The organism is Allobosea sp. Root381 (genome assembly GCF_001429395.1).
GTDB lineage: Bacteria > Pseudomonadota > Alphaproteobacteria > Rhizobiales > Beijerinckiaceae > Allobosea.
Genome location: NZ_LMJT01000002.1, coordinates 18,813 through 33,259 on the forward strand (window position 1 = coordinate 18,813; position 14,447 = coordinate 33,259).

Below are 14,447 nucleotides of genomic sequence, written 5' to 3' on the forward strand. Positions count from 1 at the left end.
ACGCCCGCGCGCCGCCACGGCCGGAGCCGAAACGGCGCGCGGGCGCGGCAACGCTGAGCGCGTCAGGCGATCTGGCCGATGCGGTCGGCCCATTTCTTGCCGGCCGGGAACTCGGTGGTGAGGCTCTTCACGGTTGCGGTAAAGGCGGCCTTGTCCACCTCGGAGATCACGATCTTCTTCGCCTTGATCAGCTCGAGGATGCGGACGTCGTCGGCGATCACCTTCGGCCGCATCTCGGCCTCCATGTCGCGCGCCGCCTGGTCGACCGCCTGGCGGAGTTCCGGCGTCAGCTTCTGATAGGCCTGGTCGCCCATCAGGATGCAGTTGTCCTGCATCATGTGCTCGGTCAGCGAGAGATGGGTGTTGGCGTCGAAGATGCCTGAATTGTAGGTCAGCCCCATTGGGTTCTCTTGGCCGTCGATGACGCTCGACTTCAGGGCCTGGAAGACCTCCGGGAAGGGCAGCGGTGTCGGCGAGGCGCCGAAGAGCTCGAAGGTTCGGCGCCACAGGGCCGTCTCCGGCACGCGGATCTTGAGCCCCTTCATGTCGGCAGGGATCTTCACCACCCGGTTGCAGGAGAGCATGCGCGGCATGCGTGGGATTGCGCCGAGAGGGCGCAGATTCGCGGCCTTGGCGATGTCCTCCTGATATTCGGCCCGCATCGTGTCCCAGACGCGATCCTTATGGGCGACGTCCTTGAACAGATAGGGATGGGTCCAGACCTCGGCCGGACGATACCAGCCGGCGACGACGCCCTGTCCGGGCGTCGCGATCTGGATCGCGCCCTGCAGCACGGCCTCGACATGCTCGCGCTCGCCGCCGAGCGCGCCGCCATGATGGCTCGTGACCTCGATCTGGCCCTTGCTGAGTTCACCGAGGCGCTTGCCGTAGAAGTCGAGGCTGATGCCGATGAAATCCTGCTGCGAGGCGGCATTGGCCCCGATCCAGCTGATCTTCTGCGCCCTGACTATGCTCGGCATGGCAACGAGCGCCGCACCGGCCGCAAACCCGCCGAGCGCTGCGCGGCGGGTTGGAAAGCTTCGTCCCTTGGTGGTCATGATAGTCTCCTCCTCGGTTATGAACGGCCCGTTTTCGGACTCGGTATGCGCTGCCGGCGCGGCTGAGCGTGCCGGCAGAGTCGTCGTCACGCCGCCTGGGTGTTGGGGCGCGCGAAGGCTGCCTCCATCTCGCGCCGGACCTTCACGGCGGTGTTGGCGGGGTCGTAGGCGACATCGCTCCATTTCAGGCGCTGGCCCTCGGCGATGTCGGTCTTCAGCTTGACGTTATGGGCGAGGCCGAGCGGCAGGTAGCCTTCGTCGAGCGAGGCTGAGGCCGGGGTCTGCTTGCCCCAGACGCAGAAGCCGCCTTCGCCGTCGAGCATCTCGCCGGCTTTCAGCGGTCGCTTCGCGGTGGCGACGACGTCGGAGTTGAACGTCACCGGCGCGCCCGTCGGCTCCTTGCGCAGGGCGGCAGAGGCCACCGAGATGCCGAGCTCGAGGCCGATCATGTGGATCGGCCGGTAGAGGCAGGCGTACTTGCCCGATTTGTCCGGCAGCATGCTGTACTCCCGGAAGCACTCTTCGCTATAGGCGCTGTCGCTCTCGAACACGACATAGGTGCCCATCACCAGCGAATGCGGCACGTCCGTGCCGTTGCGATAGACGGAAGAGGTGACCTCGGTGACGCCCGCCCGTTCGAGCACGCCGCCATCGGCCTTGGGCTTGCAGATCTCTGCATGCTCAAAGCGCGTCGCCGGCGGGAAGGACAGGCCCTCCGCCTGCGCGTGAAGGCCTGTCGCATTGCAGACCGCCGTCATCTCGATGCCCGACTTCGTGCCGTCGACGAAGGAGTTGAACATCTTGGGATTGATCGAGTTGCGGTCCTTGATCTTCATGTATTTGTCGAGGATGTCCCAGACCGTATCGGGCGTCGACTGGTGGTAGGTCGGGTGATAGCGCGTGCCCTTGCCGGCGCAGACGACCTTGAAGCCGGCCGCGCGGGCCCAGTCGACATGGTCGGCGATCAGTGCGGGCTGGTCGCCCCAGGCCAGTGAATAGACCACGCCGGCGGCTTTGGCCTTGCGCGCCAGGATCGGCCCGGCGACGGCATCCGCCTCTACATTGACCATGATGATATGCTTGCCGTGCTCGATCGCCTTCAGCGCGAAACGGATGCCGGCGCCGGGATCGCCCGTCGCTTCAATCACAACCTCGACTCCGGGATGGGTGATCAGGCTGTCAGCATTGTCCGTGATCATCGTCGCGCCGTTCTTGAGCGCGCCGTCGATCGTCGTGGCCGCGTACTGCTCTTCCGGCCAGCAGGCTAGCTTGAGCTGGGATCGGGCCCTGTTGGTGTTGAGGTCGGCGACGCCGACGATATGCATGCCGTCGGTGGAGCGGGCCTGCGAGAGGAACATCGTACCGAACTTTCCGGCGCCGATGATGGCGACCGTGACGGGCTTGCCGGCCACCTTCCGTTCAAGGAGCATGCGATGCAGGTTCATGTCTTCTCAGCCTTCCGCCTTGGGCCGATCGGAGATCGGGCCAGCCTCATCGAGCGAGGAAATCGACGAACGGAAAGGCGAGCGCAGCGCCGGATCTGCGCTAGCGGCGAGCGAACAGGGGGCCCGGCGCCCTCCCGCCGACCTTAGTTCCCCGCTATGCGGGCAACGTCTCCTCCCGAGCATCAGCAGCTTCTTTTGATGAGCTGCATTCCTCATTCATCAGTGCTAGCATGGCAAAATGCCGTTCCAAAAACGAATAAGGATGCCGTTATCGATGAGCCTCATTTGTCGATGATCGGTGACCTTCCGCCCTTGCAATGGCTTTCGACCTTCCGGGCCGTGATGGAGGCCGGCAGCTTTGCCGGCGCGGCCAAGCTGTTGAACCTCACCCCCTCGGCGATAAGTCACCAGATGCGTGCGCTCGAAGGCATGCTCGGTCGCCGGCTGTTCCTGCGCGTCAAGCGGAGCGTCGTGCCAACTGAGGAAGCCCTGACCTACAGCGCCTCGATCGGCGAGAGCTTTGCCCGCCTCGTGACCGCCACCAGCCGCGTCGCATCGGGAGCCGGCGTGCGCCGCCTGCCGATCCACGCCTCACCCAGCTTCGCGACATTGTGGCTGGTGCCTCGGCTCGGACAGTTCATGCGCGAGCACCCGGCGATCGAGATCGCGCTCTACGCCAGCCACGAGCCTGCGCGGCTCGGCGAGGACGGCATCCTCGTCGACATCCAGTATGCGCGGCCGGTGCCGGAGTCCTGCGAGGCGGTGCCGCTGGCCGAAGAGTTGATCACGCCGTTGGCGAGCGCGGACTTCATCGCCGAGCACCGGCTGTCGACCCCGGCCGACATCACCCGCGTGCCGCTGATCCATTCGCTGCGCTGCGTGGTGCCCTGGGACCAGTGGTCGGCCAGGCACGCGCCGCTGGTGCCGCTCAATCCGCGCGGCCTGCAGTTCGATCGCGCCCATCTCGCACTCGCTGTCGCGGCAGACGGTCTCGGCCTCGCGCTTGAGTCAACCTTGCAGGCGCACGATCATCTGCGGCGCGGCACGCTTGTTATGCCGTTTGGGCCGCTGGGGATTTCCGCGATCGCACATCGCCTGCTCTATCGCCGGGAGGATCGCACCAATCCAGACATCGTCGCTTTCGTCGACTGGATCACCCGCATGCTGGCGCACGAACACCTACGGACCAGCGCGAACGTCCTGTGACGGCGCAGGATCAGCTTGCGAAAATTGCACGCGGACTGGTCGAGACGCTGTCCTCGTAGGGCTGGAAAGCGGCCGATCAACGACTTCCCTCAAGCGATATCGCTCCCACTCGCCGCGCATTCAAGCTGTCAAACGGCACGCAATGTTGAGCGCGCGATCCTCGATCGGTCGAGGTCCCGTTGGTCGATGCTGGCGCTCGCTTCAATCGCGCTTCTGGCGCTGGCTCTGAACCTCTGGATACTTGCAGGCGTCCCGGCCGACGGGCAGCACGGCACTGGCGCGATCGCGGCCCGGCGGGGGCCGACCTGCCCGGAATGGGGACCGGTGACGATGTCTGCCACGCCGGGGCTGACGACAACGGCGCATGTGGCGCTGATCCGGGCAGGCGAGAGACACCATTTTTCGTAATGAACAGTCTACATCACGATGTCGTATAAGGTTCGAATCCTCTCGCCCCGACCATTCATCATCTGAAATCAGAATCCTGGCGGCGTCCTTCGGCGACGCGCCTTCGCGTCCTGAATGGAATCGCGCCTCCCCTCACCTGCGCGACCTCTTGGATTGTCCGGCGCAGCAACCTACGCTGCCCTCAGAAGCACTGCTTCCGCCAGTCATGGAGCCCGTGATGACCGAGGTCACTGCCGAGCCCTTCGCCGTCGATACTGCTCTGTCGCATCCAGAGGAGATCCGGTCGGAATTCGATCTGCGCGTGGGCAAGCACATCACCCTGCAAGGGAAGCTGCGGATCACGCCGGCCGGACTTGTCTGCAGCGGGCTCGCGGTCGCGACGATGACCTTTGCGCTGGGTTACGTCGCCCGCTCGATCCCGCGCCGGCGCTGGTAACCTTCGCGGTCAGCAGCCTCGCTGCGGCATCAACAAAAAAGGCCCGGCGCCTCCTGGAAACGCCGGGCCCATCGCCTACGAGAGCCGTTAGCTGGGGGAGCATGCCGGCTCGACCGCCGGCGATTACCAGCGCTGGCGGCCGTACCAGGTATCGACGTCGGACTTCACCTGGTCCTTCGCGATGCCGTAGCGCTCCTGAATCTTGCCTTCGAGCTGATCGCGCTTGCCGGCGATCACGTCGAGATCGTCGTCAGTGAGCTTTCCCCACTGCTCCTTGATGTTGCCCTTGAGCTGCTTCCAGTTTCCTTCAACGCGGTTCCAATCCATTCGGACGCTCCTTCGTTCGAGATCGGTGAACTGAAGGAACGCGCGAAAGGCGGTTTGGTTCACGGCGAAGGCGTCCGCTAGGCCGGCCCCTTGCTCTCCAGCGCCTCGCGCCGCCTGAGGAGATCGTCCAGTTGCGACTGCAGCTGATCGAGCCGCGCCGCCAGGGCCTCCTCGGCGCCGGCGCCGGCGGCAGCCGCCGCCTGCTCCGTCAGATCGGCGATGTTCCGGCGCGCCAGTGCGATCCGCTCGTCGAGATTGTCATGGGCGTCGGACATCGGCTTCTCCCTTGGTGTTGCCGCCATCGCGCGGGCTCGCCCGAATCTGCCAGAGACGCCGCAGGATACGGGCTTGTTCCGGCCTGCGCTCCGGGCGCCGGCATCAGGATGGACCTTTCGAGAGCGCCTGCAAGCCAAGATTGTCCACAGCGTCAGTGGGGAAGCCGGCTTGCGCCGCCCGAAGACGCGACGCAACCTTAGGGCAAGCTGTTGCCGGGGTGGTCGTGATGCGAGTTGCTGCGCGTTCGTTCGATATCCGGAGTTCCGGCCACCGGGCCGTGCTCGTGCGGGCCCTGGCAGTGCTGGCGATCGCAATGGCGATCATCCTGCCGCTGATCGACTGAGCCGCCGTTTTTCCGGCAACCCGCAGACGAACGATGCGTCTCGTATCCGCCCGCATTCGCGCGTAAGCTGTAGCCATTAGCGTGTGACAGAAGGAATGCAGCGATGGCAGCAGACGGTCGAGGAACACGCGCCTGGCACGATGTGAACACCGTCCAGGAAGCCCCACGCGAAAAGCAGAAGTCGACCGGCCGAATCGCCGCCGAGGAGGCCGCCAACCGCAAGAAGATCGAGGCCCTGAAAGCGCTCCGCCTGGCGAAGCAGGCGGCCGAACCGCCGCCGCCTCCGCCGGCCGCGAAGGGTTCGAAGCGCAAGGCCGCCGCGGCGCCCTGAAGCGCCGCGACGGCGGCTCGCCTTATGTCACGCCTGGTCCAGCCAGGCCTTGAGCAGGCCGATATCGGGCTGCGACAGGCCGTGGCCGGCCGGCAGCACCCGGTGATCGACGCTGGCACCGTTGCCGGACAGGGTCTGCGCCAGCCGCTCCGCATCGTCGGCCCGGACGATCGGGTCCATCGCGCCGGACAGGATCAGCACGCGCTTGCCCGCCAGATCGGCCTGCGGCGGCGTCCTGAAGGGTGACATCGCCCGCAGCAGAGCCGCGCCGGCAAGCGCCTCGGGGCGCAGCAAGAGCAGGCTCGCGGCGATGTTCGCCCCGTTCGAGAAGCCGACCGCGACCGGCGCGGCGAGGCCATGGCGTTCTCGTACCGAGGCGACGAAATCCGCCAGCTCATGCGTGCGGCGGCGCAGATCGTCCTCGTCGAAGACCCCCTCCGACAGCCGCCGGAAAAAGCGCGGCATCGCGCCCTCCAGCACCTTGCCGCGCGGCGAGAGCAGGCTGGCTCCGGCTGCGACCATCCGGCCGAGGCCGAGCAGATCGCGCTCGTCGCCGCCCGTGCCGTGCAACATGAGCAGCGGCGGCCGGGCAGTGTCGATGCCGGGCTCATAGACATGGACGAAGTCGGTGGTCGCAGCGGCGTCCATCGCAGTTCTCCTTTCATTTGGATAGCCGCCCGGCGGGCTCAGAAAACCCGCAGGGCGGCGTCAGGTCAGATCAGGCGAGCGCGGGCAGCACCGCTTCGATGCGCGCGCGCTCCCTCTCGAGGCCGGGCGGGAGCTTCAGCGCCTGGCCGAGGCTTTCCGCAGGCTCGTCGAGGGCAAAGCCCGGAACGTCGGTCGCAATCTCGAAGAGAACGTGGCCGGGCTCGCGGAAGTAGACGGAGCGGAAATAGTTCCGGTCCCTCTGCTCCGTGGTGCGGATGCCGTGGTTCTCCGCGAGTCTGCGCACCATCTCCTCCTGCGCCGCGTCATCGGCGGCGCGGAAGGCGATGTGGTGGACAGAGCCCGCCCCCTGGCGCGCCGGCAGGAAGCCGCCGGCGATGCGCAGGTCGACGACATTGCCCAGCGGCGCCCCTTCCGCCCGGTAGCGGATGAGCGTGTCCTCGCGACCGATCTCGCGGAAGCCGAAGACGTCGCTCAGGATCGCACCCGTGGGAGCCGCGTCGGCGACCAGCAGGCTGACGCCATGGAAGCCGCGGATCGCATGCTCCACCGGCACTTCCGTGCCGGTCCAGGCGGGTTCGGCCTCGATGCCGGGCACGCCGACGATCGACAGGCGCATGCCGTCCGGATCGCGGAAGGCCAGCACCGTCTCTCCGAAGCGCTTCACCGGCACGTCATGCGGCACAGCCTGCTCGACGAAGCGATGAGCCCAGTAGCCGATCGCCCCCGCCGGAACACGGAACACGGTCTCCTGCGTTTCGCCGACGCCGAGCCGGCCAGGAGCAGCATGCTCCCAGGGGAAGAAGGTCAGGATCGTGCCCGGCGCACCCGCGGCATCGCCATAGTAGAAGTGGTAGGTGCCGGGATCGTCGAAATTCACGGTCTTCTTGACCATCCGCAGGCCGAGGACGCGGCCGTAGAAGTCGAGATTGCGACGCGCCGGACCGGCGATCGCGGTGACATGGTGGATGCCGTTGATCTGCATGACTGCATTCCTTCCGTCGCTTCGAGGCCGTTCGAGAACGCCTCGTTGGCCAGGAAGATCGGCCCGGGGCGGCCAAAGCGCCAGAGGCATATCATTGCATGAGCGCAATGTAATTTTTGATGTATCGCCATTTGCATTGCGATCGGGAGAGAGCGATCTCTTGCGACGAGACCGAACCGGTCCCGTCACGGAGACTGCCATCATGATCGACAATCGCCTCGCCCCTTATGGAGCCCTCGCCCTTCGGGTTGCGCTTGGGTCGATGTTCATCGCCCACGCCTATCTCAAGCTGGTGATCTTCACCCCTGCGGGTTTCGCCGGCTTCCTCGGCCAAATCGGCCTGCCGGCCTTCCTCGCCTGGCCTATCATCCTGGCCGAACTGATCGGCGGCCTCGCGATACTGACCGGCTTCTACGGCCGCTACGTCTCGCTGCTGCTCCTGCCGGTGCTGCTCGGCGCGCTCGCCGTCCATGCTCCGAACGGCTGGTTGTTCAATGCCCCCAATGGCGGCTGGGAATATCCCGCCTTCCTGGCACTGGCCGCCCTCGCCCACGGCCTGATCGGTGACGGCGCGCTGGCGCTGAAGCCCGCCCGCCTGCCGGCGCTGCGTGCCCCCGTCACCGCCTGAGCGATGCGCCCGCGCCTTCCCGCTTCCGCTCCGTCATCAGGGCCTGCAGGCCTTGATGACGGCGCTGCCATGCCCGACACTGCCGGCATGACCGCATCGATGAAGACTCTCGCCTGGGACGATTTCCGGCTGATCAAGGCGATTGCCGACCGGCGAGCCCTGCCGGCGGCGGCGAGTTCGCTCGGGCTCAATCACTCGACCGTGTTCCGCCGCCTCGGCCAGATCGAGGAGGCGCTCGGCGTCAAGCTGTTCGAGCGGCATCGCAGCGGCTATGTGGCGACGCCGGCCGGCGACGAGATGGCGCAACTCGCCGAGCGGGTCGACGGCGACATCACCGCCTTCGCCCGCAGGCTCGCCGGGCAGGAGATCAAGCCGGCGGGCGAGTTGCGCGTCACCACCAACGACACGCTGCTGGTCGACCTGCTGACGCCGGTCTTCGCTGCCTTCCTGGTGCAGTGCCCCGACATCCGCCTCGACATCCTGCTCAGCAACCAGTCGCTCAACCTGTCGCGGCGCGACGCGGATGTTGCGATCCGGGCGACCGACAACCCGCCCGAGACGCTGGTCGGCCGCCGTCCCGCCCGCATCGCCTGGGCGCTCTACGGCCGCGGCGCCGATTTCGCCGATGGCGGCGAAGTGGCGATGGAAAGCCTGTGGCAGCGAAACTGGGTCTCGCTCGGCGAACAGTTCGGCGCCCTCAAGGCCGTGCGCTACCTCCACCAGCATGTCGCGCCCGAGCGCATCGTCTACAAGGTCAACACCGTGCTCGGCCTGGCCGAGGCGGTCGAGGCCGGCATCGGCGTCGGCTTCCTGCCCTGCTTCATCGCGGACACCAGGCCGGGCCTGACCCGCCTGGCACAACCCGATCCGGGCTTTGCGGCCGATCTCTGGTTGCTGACGCATCCGGATCTGCGTCATTCCCCTCGCGTGCGGCTTTTCCTTGACTTCATGGCCGGCGAACTCGCCCGGATGAAGCCGCTGATCGAAGGCGCGCTGGCGATCTCGCCGCGCGTGACAACCGCCTCCGCGCCAGACGAAGTCCTCACATCATGACCGGCGACTGGAGTTTCCTCCCTTGGCTGTTGCTGGTCGCGATCCCGCCCGGCTTGGCGTTGGCCGGCTACTGGGCGCGCGGACGTGCTCGCGACACCCCGCCAAAGGTCCCACCGGGCGACCCCGGCAATCCGACCTGAACGAAAAATCACCCGCGACGGAGAGCCGTCGCGGGTGATTCAGGAATCGGGGGACGATGCGGGTTACGCCGCCTTGCGGTTGATGCCGTCTTCGGCAAGCTTGGATAGCTTGTCGTCCGCCGCGTATTCCTCGTCGAGATTCTGCTTCAGCAGGCTGGCGCAGTCCTCGCGCCCGAGCTGCTTCGCCCAGGCCGCGAGCGTGCCGTAGCGGGTGATCTCGTAGTGCTCCACCGCCTGGGCGGCGGCGATGATCGCGGCATCGAGCACCTGCTTGTCGTCGACCTCGCCCGCGACATCGTCGGCTTCCTTCAGGATGCCGTCGATGGCCGGGCAGTTGACGGCCTTCACCTCGGCGCCGTGCTGCTTGAAGACCTGCTCGAGGCGCTTGATATGGCCTTCGGTCTCCTTGCGATGCGCTTCGAGCCCCTGCTTGAGCTTGGCGTCGGTCGCCTTGTCGATCATCTTCGGCAGCGATTTGTGAATCTGCTTCTCGGCGTAATAGACGTCCTGCAGCTGATGGACGAAAAGATCGTCCATCGTCTTGATGTCCTTGGAAAAAAGACCCATGTCGCGCTCCTGTCGGTGATCGCTGGAAAGAACGAACCGGCATGCCCGCAGGCGATGCGCTTCCCCTTCCCGTCGAACGTCGGCCACCGCGATGGGTTCCGCTGTCCGGCATATCTTTCCGGCCGGTGGGAGGCTCAAGACGGCTCGCTGCGAGGGCGATGCCGTGTCGCGGTTCCATCCGGCGCCCGCCTGCTCTAGGCTTGCCGCATGGAGATGCTCGTACCCCTCATGATCGGCCTGACACTGATCTGGCTGATCGGCCGCGGCACGCCTTGGAACGCCAAGCTGCTTACCCTCGCCGTCACGCTCGCAGTGATCGTCCTGATCGTCCTGCTGGAACGTGGCGGCTACTGGCCCGAGGCCTTCCGGCGCGGCTGACGGCATCGCCTCAGGCGACCAACTTCAACCCGACGATGCCGGCGACAATCAGGGCGATGCAGGCGAGCCGCAGCGCGCCCGCAGGCTCACCCAGCAGGACGATGCCCAGCGCCGCGGTCCCGATCGTGCCGATTCCGGTCCAGATCGCATAGGCGGTCCCCACCGGCAGGCTCTTGAGAGCGAGGCCGAGCAGGCCGAGGCTGACCACCATGCTGGCCAGCGTCAGGACGGTCGGCACCAGGCGGGTGAAGCCGTGGGTGTATTTCAGGCCGATGGCCCAGCCGACCTCGAACAGTCCGGCGATGAAGAGATAAAGCCAGGCCATGGCGACGCTCCTCGGCAACAGGGCGCGAACGAGCGCGCCTGACGGAAGGCAGTCCCGAGGTCGTCCCCGGCGCACAAGCGATGTTGTCGCCTTACAATGGCATCAACACAATCGGCCGGCCTCCCCCGGAAGTTGTACACAGCCGGATCCGGTCTCGATCTTGCCCGCGCATCTGCTACCGACCTAGCTATGCCGCTGGGGAACGTCTGGGGCTAACATGCTGAAAATTCGAATTCTTGTAGTGGCCGCCACGGCGGCCGCTCTGGGCGGCTGCGCGACCGTCACCCGCGGCACGACCAGCCAGGTGACGATTACGAGCGAGCCGGCGGGAGCCGAGGCCCGCTCGTCACTGGGACATGCCTGCACCGCGACACCCTGCACGTGGGAGGTCAGCCGCAAATCGGAGTTTGTCGTGAACTTTTCGAAGGACGGCTACACCGAGACGCAGGTTCCGGTTTCGACGCGCGTCGCCGGAGCGGGCGCGGCCGGCTTCGCCGGCAACGTGCTGATCGGCGGTCTTGTCGGCATGGGCGTCGATGCCGCGACCGGCTCGACGCTGGAGCATTATCCGAATCCGGTGCTTGCCAGCCTGCAACCGCTCAAGAAAGCCGCTGCCGATCATCGTAGGCAACGGCCGCTGGTTCGCCGAGCGCCCGCCGACCGTCCGAGAGCCGAGCCGGGCGTGCCGCAGAGCTGACGACAGCTCAGGCGGGCTCGGCCGGTGGCTGGAGAGCTCTGTCGAGGATGCGCTTGCATTCGCCGAGCTCGGCCAGCACGGCGGTCAGGAGCGTCATGTCGTCGAGCCCCGGCGGCACCGGCGCCCGCGACGGGCCGTCCTGCCGTGGCATCCCATCGGCCCCGGAACGGGCGACCTCCGGCGGCGGGCCGATCGGCGCGCCGCGGCCGATCGCCTGGACATGGCGCGCGCCCTGCTCCTTGAGGATGCGCTGGAGCCCCTTGATCGTGTAGCCCTCGCCGTAGAGCAGCCGGCGGATGCCCTTCAGCAGCGCGACGTCGTCAGGGCGGTAATAGCGTCTGCCGCCGCCGCGCTTGAGCGGCTTTATCTGGGAGAAGCGCGTTTCCCAGAAACGCAGGACATGTTGAGGAATATCGAGGTCTTCGGCGACCTCGCTGATGGTGCGGAAGGCATCTGCGCTCTTGGTGTCCATCTCGGCCTCTTCATCGCCGTTGTGGAACTCCAGGCTCACTCGTCCTCGCCCTCACTCAACTGCCCGTTGATGCGGGCCTTCAGCACGTTCGAGGGCTTGAAGACCATGACACGACGGGGCTCGATCGGGACCTCGACTCCCGTCTTGGGATTACGCCCGATTCGCTCGCCCTTGTCGCGTACGACGAACGAGCCGAACGACGAAAGCTTGACGTTCTCGCCGCGGGCGACCGCATCGCAGATCTCGTCGAGCACGGATTCGACAAGCTTCGACGACTCGGTCCGCGACAGGCCGATCTTCTGATACACGGCCTCGCACAGATCGGCCCGCGTAACGGTTTGCCCCGACATTCATATCCTCCAAGGCGTTAGTCGGCGGTGGGCGTGCCACCTGCTCTTCGCCATTACGGACGGCGGACGCTAGGCGTACCCGCGGTCCCGGTCAATCCTCGAACGGCCAGAATGAGGCCCACCCGAGAGAAATCGGACGAAAAATGGCGATAATTCGTCTAAATTCGACGGGTTTCTCGCCTAACGGCTCACCAGCGGATCAAGGCGGAGCCCCAGGTGAAGCCGCCGCCCATCGCCTCGATCAGCACGAGCTGGCCGCGCTTGATGCGGCCGTCCGCATGCGCCTCGGCAAGGGCCAGCGGAATCGAGGCCGCCGAGGTGTTGCCGTGCCGGTCGACCGTAACCACGACGCGCTCATGGCCGATGCCGAGTTTGTCTGCAGTGGCGTCGATGATGCGGCGATTGGCCTGGTGCGGCACGAACCAGTCGATGTCGTCCCCGCTCAGCCCGGTTTCCTCGAAGGTGTGACGCACCGTCTCGGCGAGCTTGACGACGGCGTGCCGGAAGACCTCCTTGCCCTCCATGCGGAGGAAGCCGACCGTCTTGGTCGAGCCCGGCCCGCCATCGACATAGAGCTTGTCGGTGTAACGGCCATCCGAGCGGATATGGGTGGCGAGCACGCCGCGGTCCGCAAGCGTGCCATCGCCGGGCGCCGCCTTCATCACCACCGCGCCAGCCCCGTCGCCGAAGAGCACGCAGGTGGTGCGGTCCTCCCAGTCGAGGATGCGGGAGAAGGTCTCGGCGCCGATCACGATCGCGGCCTTGGCAGCGCCGCTGGCCAGGAACTTGTCGGCCGTGGCCAGCGCGAAGACGAAGCCGGAGCAGACCGCCTGCAGGTCGAAGGCGGCGCCGCCCTCGATGCCGAGAGCAGCCTGGATCTGCGTTGCGGTGGCGGGAAAGGTGTGGTCCGGCGTTGCGGTCGCCACGATGATGAGGTCGATCTCGTCGGCCTCCATGCCGGCATCGGCAAGCGCGGCCCGTGCCGCCTTCAGCCCGATCACCGAGGTCGTCTCGTGATCGGCCGCGACATGGCGCTGACGGATGCCGGTGCGCTGCACGATCCACTCGTCGCTGGTGTCGATACGCTCGGCCAGCTCGGCATTGGTGACGATGCGAGCGGGAAGATAGGAGCCGCAGCCCACGATGTGAGAACGCATTTTGGACAAGGACGCGTTTCCCTATTGGATGGCGGCCGACGGGGCGGCCGCTTCCTGCTGCGCCGCGGCTTCTTTCTGGGCCGAGGCTTCCTGCCGGGCAGAAGCGGCGACCATCTCGCGTACCTTCGCCATCAGGTTCTCGCGCGCCATCTCATAGCCAAGCTCCGTGGCGCTCGCGAAGCCGACTGCATCCGTGCCGCCATGGCTCTTGATGACGATCCCCTCGAGGCCGAGAAACACGCCGCCATTGACCTTGCGCGGATCCATCTTGTCCTTCAGCGCCGCAAAGGCGCCGCGCGCGAACAGATAACCAATCTTGGCCATCAGCGAGCGGCTCATTGCAGCCTTTAGATAGGAACTGATCTGGCGAGCGGTACCCTCTGCCGTCTTCAGCGCGATGTTTCCGGTGAAGCCCTCGGTGACGACGACGTCGACCGTGCCCTTGCCGAGGTCGTCACCCTCGACGAAGCCGTGATAGCTCAGATGCGGCACGTTGCCTTCGCGCAGGATGCGCCCGGCCTCCTTCACCGCCTCGACGCCCTTGATCTCCTCGACGCCGACATTCAGCAGGCCGACCGTCGGGCGGTCGAGGTCGAAGACGACGCGGGCCATGGCCGCACCCATTACCGCCAGATCGACGAGATGGCGGGCATCCGCACCGATCGTCGCGCCGACATCGAGGACGATGCTCTCCCCGCGCACGGTCGGCCAGAGGCAGGCGATGGCGGGGCGGTCGACCTCCGGCATCGACTTCAGGCAGAATTTCGACATCGCCATCAGCGCGCCGGTATTGCCGGCCGAGACGGTCACGTCCGCCTCCCCGGTCTTGGTCGCGTCGATGGCGCGCCACATCGAGGATTTGTAGCGGCCATAGCGCAGCGCCTGGCTGGGCTTGTCGTCCATCTTCACCGAGACCTCGGTGTGGTGGAAGGTCGTCACCGCCTTGAGCTTCGGGTGCTGGTCGAGCAGTGGCAGGACCTGCCCCTGATCTCCGAAGATCACGAAGCGGGCATCGGGCCGGCGCTCCAGCGTCAGCGCAGCACCTGGGATGACGATGGCGGGGCCGTGGTCCCCGCCCATCGCATCGAGCGCGATTGTAACCGGTCGTGTCATGGAGTGATGGTTGATCCCAGGAGCGGCCGACCTTCAATCCGGGGCGGCTCGATGCGGGCGGGACAATAGCGACTTGGACGCTCGCT

At 66.4% G+C, this 14,447-nt stretch carries 19 protein-coding genes; 7 read left to right on the forward strand and 12 right to left on the reverse strand.

Annotated features, from left to right (window positions below):
• Nucleotides 1-62: 62 nt before the first annotated feature.
• Both ASE63_RS03655 and ASE63_RS03660 read right to left on the reverse strand, forming a co-directional pair.
• Nucleotides 63-1,058 (reverse strand): TRAP transporter substrate-binding protein, encoded by a 996-nt coding sequence (locus tag ASE63_RS03655; protein ID WP_162261712.1) that lies wholly within the window; start codon nucleotides 1,056-1,058, stop codon nucleotides 63-65.
• Nucleotides 1,059-1,144: 86 nt separating this feature from the next.
• The gene (locus ASE63_RS03660) at nucleotides 1,145-2,503 is read right to left on the reverse strand and encodes a Gfo/Idh/MocA family oxidoreductase (RefSeq protein ID WP_056796753.1); all 1,359 of its coding nucleotides are present in this window, start codon (nucleotides 2,501-2,503) and stop codon (nucleotides 1,145-1,147) included.
• Nucleotides 2,504-2,659: 156 nt separating this feature from the next.
• On the opposite strand from ASE63_RS03660, the gene ASE63_RS03665 reads away from it, so the two are divergent.
• Both ASE63_RS03665 and ASE63_RS03675 read left to right on the forward strand, forming a co-directional pair.
• Entirely contained in the window at nucleotides 2,660-3,709 is a 1,050-nt protein-coding gene (locus ASE63_RS03665; protein ID WP_082609636.1) for a LysR substrate-binding domain-containing protein, read from the forward strand.
• Between the two features lie 625 nt (nucleotides 3,710-4,334).
• Nucleotides 4,335-4,553: a hypothetical protein gene (locus tag ASE63_RS03675; RefSeq protein ID WP_056797090.1), complete on the forward strand. Its 219-nt coding sequence runs from the start codon at nucleotides 4,335-4,337 to the stop codon at nucleotides 4,551-4,553.
• Nucleotides 4,554-4,676: 123 nt separating this feature from the next.
• Here the strand turns inward: ASE63_RS03675 and ASE63_RS03680 are convergent, their stop codons facing one another.
• Nucleotides 4,677-4,880 carry a CsbD family protein gene (locus ASE63_RS03680; RefSeq protein WP_056796763.1) on the reverse strand — a complete coding sequence of 68 codons (204 nt, stop codon included), beginning with the start codon at nucleotides 4,878-4,880 and terminating at the stop codon, nucleotides 4,677-4,679.
• Between the two features lie 77 nt (nucleotides 4,881-4,957).
• Nucleotides 4,958-5,155, reverse strand: coding sequence for a hypothetical protein (locus ASE63_RS03685; protein WP_056796766.1), 198 nt, complete (start codon nucleotides 5,153-5,155; stop codon nucleotides 4,958-4,960).
• 447 nt (nucleotides 5,156-5,602) lie between these two features.
• Here ASE63_RS03685 and ASE63_RS03690 point away from each other — a divergent pair, with 447 nt between their 5' ends.
• Nucleotides 5,603-5,830 (forward strand): hypothetical protein, encoded by a 228-nt coding sequence (locus ASE63_RS03690; RefSeq protein WP_156410174.1) that lies wholly within the window; start codon nucleotides 5,603-5,605, stop codon nucleotides 5,828-5,830.
• A gap of 27 nt (nucleotides 5,831-5,857) precedes the next feature.
• Here ASE63_RS03690 and ASE63_RS03695 read toward each other — a convergent pair whose 3' ends face one another.
• Both ASE63_RS03695 and ASE63_RS03700 read right to left on the reverse strand, forming a co-directional pair.
• Nucleotides 5,858-6,478, reverse strand: coding sequence for an alpha/beta hydrolase (locus ASE63_RS03695; protein ID WP_056796771.1), 621 nt, complete (start codon nucleotides 6,476-6,478; stop codon nucleotides 5,858-5,860).
• Nucleotides 6,479-6,548: 70 nt separating this feature from the next.
• A complete protein-coding gene (locus tag ASE63_RS03700) occupies nucleotides 6,549-7,481 on the reverse strand; it encodes a ring-cleaving dioxygenase (RefSeq protein ID WP_056796773.1) in 933 nt (310 codons plus the stop codon).
• Between the two features lie 202 nt (nucleotides 7,482-7,683).
• On the opposite strand from ASE63_RS03700, the gene ASE63_RS03705 reads away from it, so the two are divergent.
• Nucleotides 7,684-8,109: a DoxX family protein gene (locus tag ASE63_RS03705; RefSeq protein ID WP_056796777.1), complete on the forward strand. Its 426-nt coding sequence runs from the start codon at nucleotides 7,684-7,686 to the stop codon at nucleotides 8,107-8,109.
• 69 nt (nucleotides 8,110-8,178) lie between these two features.
• The gene (locus ASE63_RS03710; protein WP_244491269.1) at nucleotides 8,179-9,162 is read left to right on the forward strand and encodes a LysR family transcriptional regulator; all 984 of its coding nucleotides are present in this window, start codon (nucleotides 8,179-8,181) and stop codon (nucleotides 9,160-9,162) included.
• 203 nt (nucleotides 9,163-9,365) lie between these two features.
• On the opposite strand, the gene ASE63_RS03715 is transcribed toward ASE63_RS03710, so the two are convergent.
• Nucleotides 9,366-9,869: a ferritin-like domain-containing protein gene (locus ASE63_RS03715; protein WP_056796778.1), complete on the reverse strand. Its 504-nt coding sequence runs from the start codon at nucleotides 9,867-9,869 to the stop codon at nucleotides 9,366-9,368.
• A gap of 213 nt (nucleotides 9,870-10,082) precedes the next feature.
• Here ASE63_RS03715 and ASE63_RS27050 point away from each other — a divergent pair, with 213 nt between their 5' ends.
• Complete coding sequence (locus tag ASE63_RS27050) at nucleotides 10,083-10,247, forward strand: hypothetical protein (protein WP_156410175.1); 165 nt, start codon at nucleotides 10,083-10,085, stop codon at nucleotides 10,245-10,247.
• Between the two features lie 10 nt (nucleotides 10,248-10,257).
• Here the strand turns inward: ASE63_RS27050 and sugE are convergent, their stop codons facing one another.
• Nucleotides 10,258-10,572 carry a quaternary ammonium compound efflux SMR transporter SugE gene (gene sugE / locus ASE63_RS03720; protein WP_056796781.1) on the reverse strand — a complete coding sequence of 105 codons (315 nt, stop codon included), beginning with the start codon at nucleotides 10,570-10,572 and terminating at the stop codon, nucleotides 10,258-10,260.
• Between the two features lie 217 nt (nucleotides 10,573-10,789).
• Here sugE and ASE63_RS03725 point away from each other — a divergent pair, with 217 nt between their 5' ends.
• Entirely contained in the window at nucleotides 10,790-11,269 is a 480-nt protein-coding gene (locus ASE63_RS03725; protein ID WP_056796784.1) for a hypothetical protein, read from the forward strand.
• A 7-nt stretch (nucleotides 11,270-11,276) separates the two neighbouring features.
• On the opposite strand, the gene ASE63_RS03730 is transcribed toward ASE63_RS03725, so the two are convergent.
• The 4 genes from ASE63_RS03730 to plsX all read right to left on the reverse strand — a co-directional run bounded on the left by ASE63_RS03730 (nucleotide 11,277) and on the right by plsX (nucleotide 14,361).
• Nucleotides 11,277-11,741 carry a MerR family transcriptional regulator gene (locus ASE63_RS03730; RefSeq protein WP_056797096.1) on the reverse strand — a complete coding sequence of 155 codons (465 nt, stop codon included), beginning with the start codon at nucleotides 11,739-11,741 and terminating at the stop codon, nucleotides 11,277-11,279.
• 35 nt (nucleotides 11,742-11,776) lie between these two features.
• Nucleotides 11,777-12,091: an integration host factor subunit alpha gene (locus ASE63_RS03735; RefSeq protein WP_056796787.1), complete on the reverse strand. Its 315-nt coding sequence runs from the start codon at nucleotides 12,089-12,091 to the stop codon at nucleotides 11,777-11,779.
• Nucleotides 12,092-12,279: 188 nt separating this feature from the next.
• Nucleotides 12,280-13,257: a beta-ketoacyl-ACP synthase III gene (locus ASE63_RS03740; protein WP_056796790.1), complete on the reverse strand. Its 978-nt coding sequence runs from the start codon at nucleotides 13,255-13,257 to the stop codon at nucleotides 12,280-12,282.
• A 12-nt stretch (nucleotides 13,258-13,269) separates the two neighbouring features.
• Entirely contained in the window at nucleotides 13,270-14,361 is a 1,092-nt protein-coding gene (gene plsX, locus ASE63_RS03745; protein WP_056796793.1) for a phosphate acyltransferase PlsX, read from the reverse strand.
• Between the last annotated feature and the right edge of the window lie 86 nt (nucleotides 14,362-14,447).

Excerpts from the sequence above, each read along its gene's own strand:
- ASE63_RS03700 (WP_056796773.1), bottom strand. The coding sequence starts at position 7,481 with ATGCAGATCAACGGCATCCACCATGTCACCGCGATCGCCGGTCCGGCG.
- ASE63_RS03680 (WP_056796763.1), bottom strand. The coding sequence starts at position 4,880 with ATGGATTGGAACCGCGTTGAAGGAAACTGGAAGCAGCTCAAGGGCAAC.
- ASE63_RS03695 (WP_056796771.1), bottom strand. The coding sequence starts at position 6,478 with ATGGACGCCGCTGCGACCACCGACTTCGTCCATGTCTATGAGCCCGGC.
- ASE63_RS03715 (WP_056796778.1), bottom strand. The coding sequence starts at position 9,869 with ATGGGTCTTTTTTCCAAGGACATCAAGACGATGGACGATCTTTTCGTC.
- ASE63_RS03735 (WP_056796787.1), bottom strand. The coding sequence starts at position 12,091 with ATGTCGGGGCAAACCGTTACGCGGGCCGATCTGTGCGAGGCCGTGTAT.
- ASE63_RS03730 (WP_056797096.1), bottom strand. The coding sequence starts at position 11,741 with ATGGACACCAAGAGCGCAGATGCCTTCCGCACCATCAGCGAGGTCGCC.
- ASE63_RS03710 (WP_244491269.1), top strand. The coding sequence starts at position 8,179 with ATGCCCGACACTGCCGGCATGACCGCATCGATGAAGACTCTCGCCTGG.
- ASE63_RS03665 (WP_082609636.1), top strand. The coding sequence starts at position 2,660 with ATGCGGGCAACGTCTCCTCCCGAGCATCAGCAGCTTCTTTTGATGAGC.
- ASE63_RS03705 (WP_056796777.1), top strand. The coding sequence starts at position 7,684 with ATGATCGACAATCGCCTCGCCCCTTATGGAGCCCTCGCCCTTCGGGTT.
- ASE63_RS03725 (WP_056796784.1), top strand. The coding sequence starts at position 10,790 with ATGCTGAAAATTCGAATTCTTGTAGTGGCCGCCACGGCGGCCGCTCTG.
- ASE63_RS03660 (WP_056796753.1), bottom strand. The coding sequence starts at position 2,503 with ATGAACCTGCATCGCATGCTCCTTGAACGGAAGGTGGCCGGCAAGCCC.
- plsX (WP_056796793.1), bottom strand. The coding sequence starts at position 14,361 with ATGACACGACCGGTTACAATCGCGCTCGATGCGATGGGCGGGGACCAC.
- ASE63_RS03685 (WP_056796766.1), bottom strand. The coding sequence starts at position 5,155 with ATGTCCGACGCCCATGACAATCTCGACGAGCGGATCGCACTGGCGCGC.
- ASE63_RS03675 (WP_056797090.1), top strand. The coding sequence starts at position 4,335 with ATGACCGAGGTCACTGCCGAGCCCTTCGCCGTCGATACTGCTCTGTCG.
- sugE (WP_056796781.1), bottom strand. The coding sequence starts at position 10,572 with ATGGCCTGGCTTTATCTCTTCATCGCCGGACTGTTCGAGGTCGGCTGG.
- ASE63_RS27050 (WP_156410175.1), top strand. The coding sequence starts at position 10,083 with ATGCTCGTACCCCTCATGATCGGCCTGACACTGATCTGGCTGATCGGC.
- ASE63_RS03690 (WP_156410174.1), top strand. The coding sequence starts at position 5,603 with ATGGCAGCAGACGGTCGAGGAACACGCGCCTGGCACGATGTGAACACC.
- ASE63_RS03655 (WP_162261712.1), bottom strand. The coding sequence starts at position 1,058 with ATGACCACCAAGGGACGAAGCTTTCCAACCCGCCGCGCAGCGCTCGGC.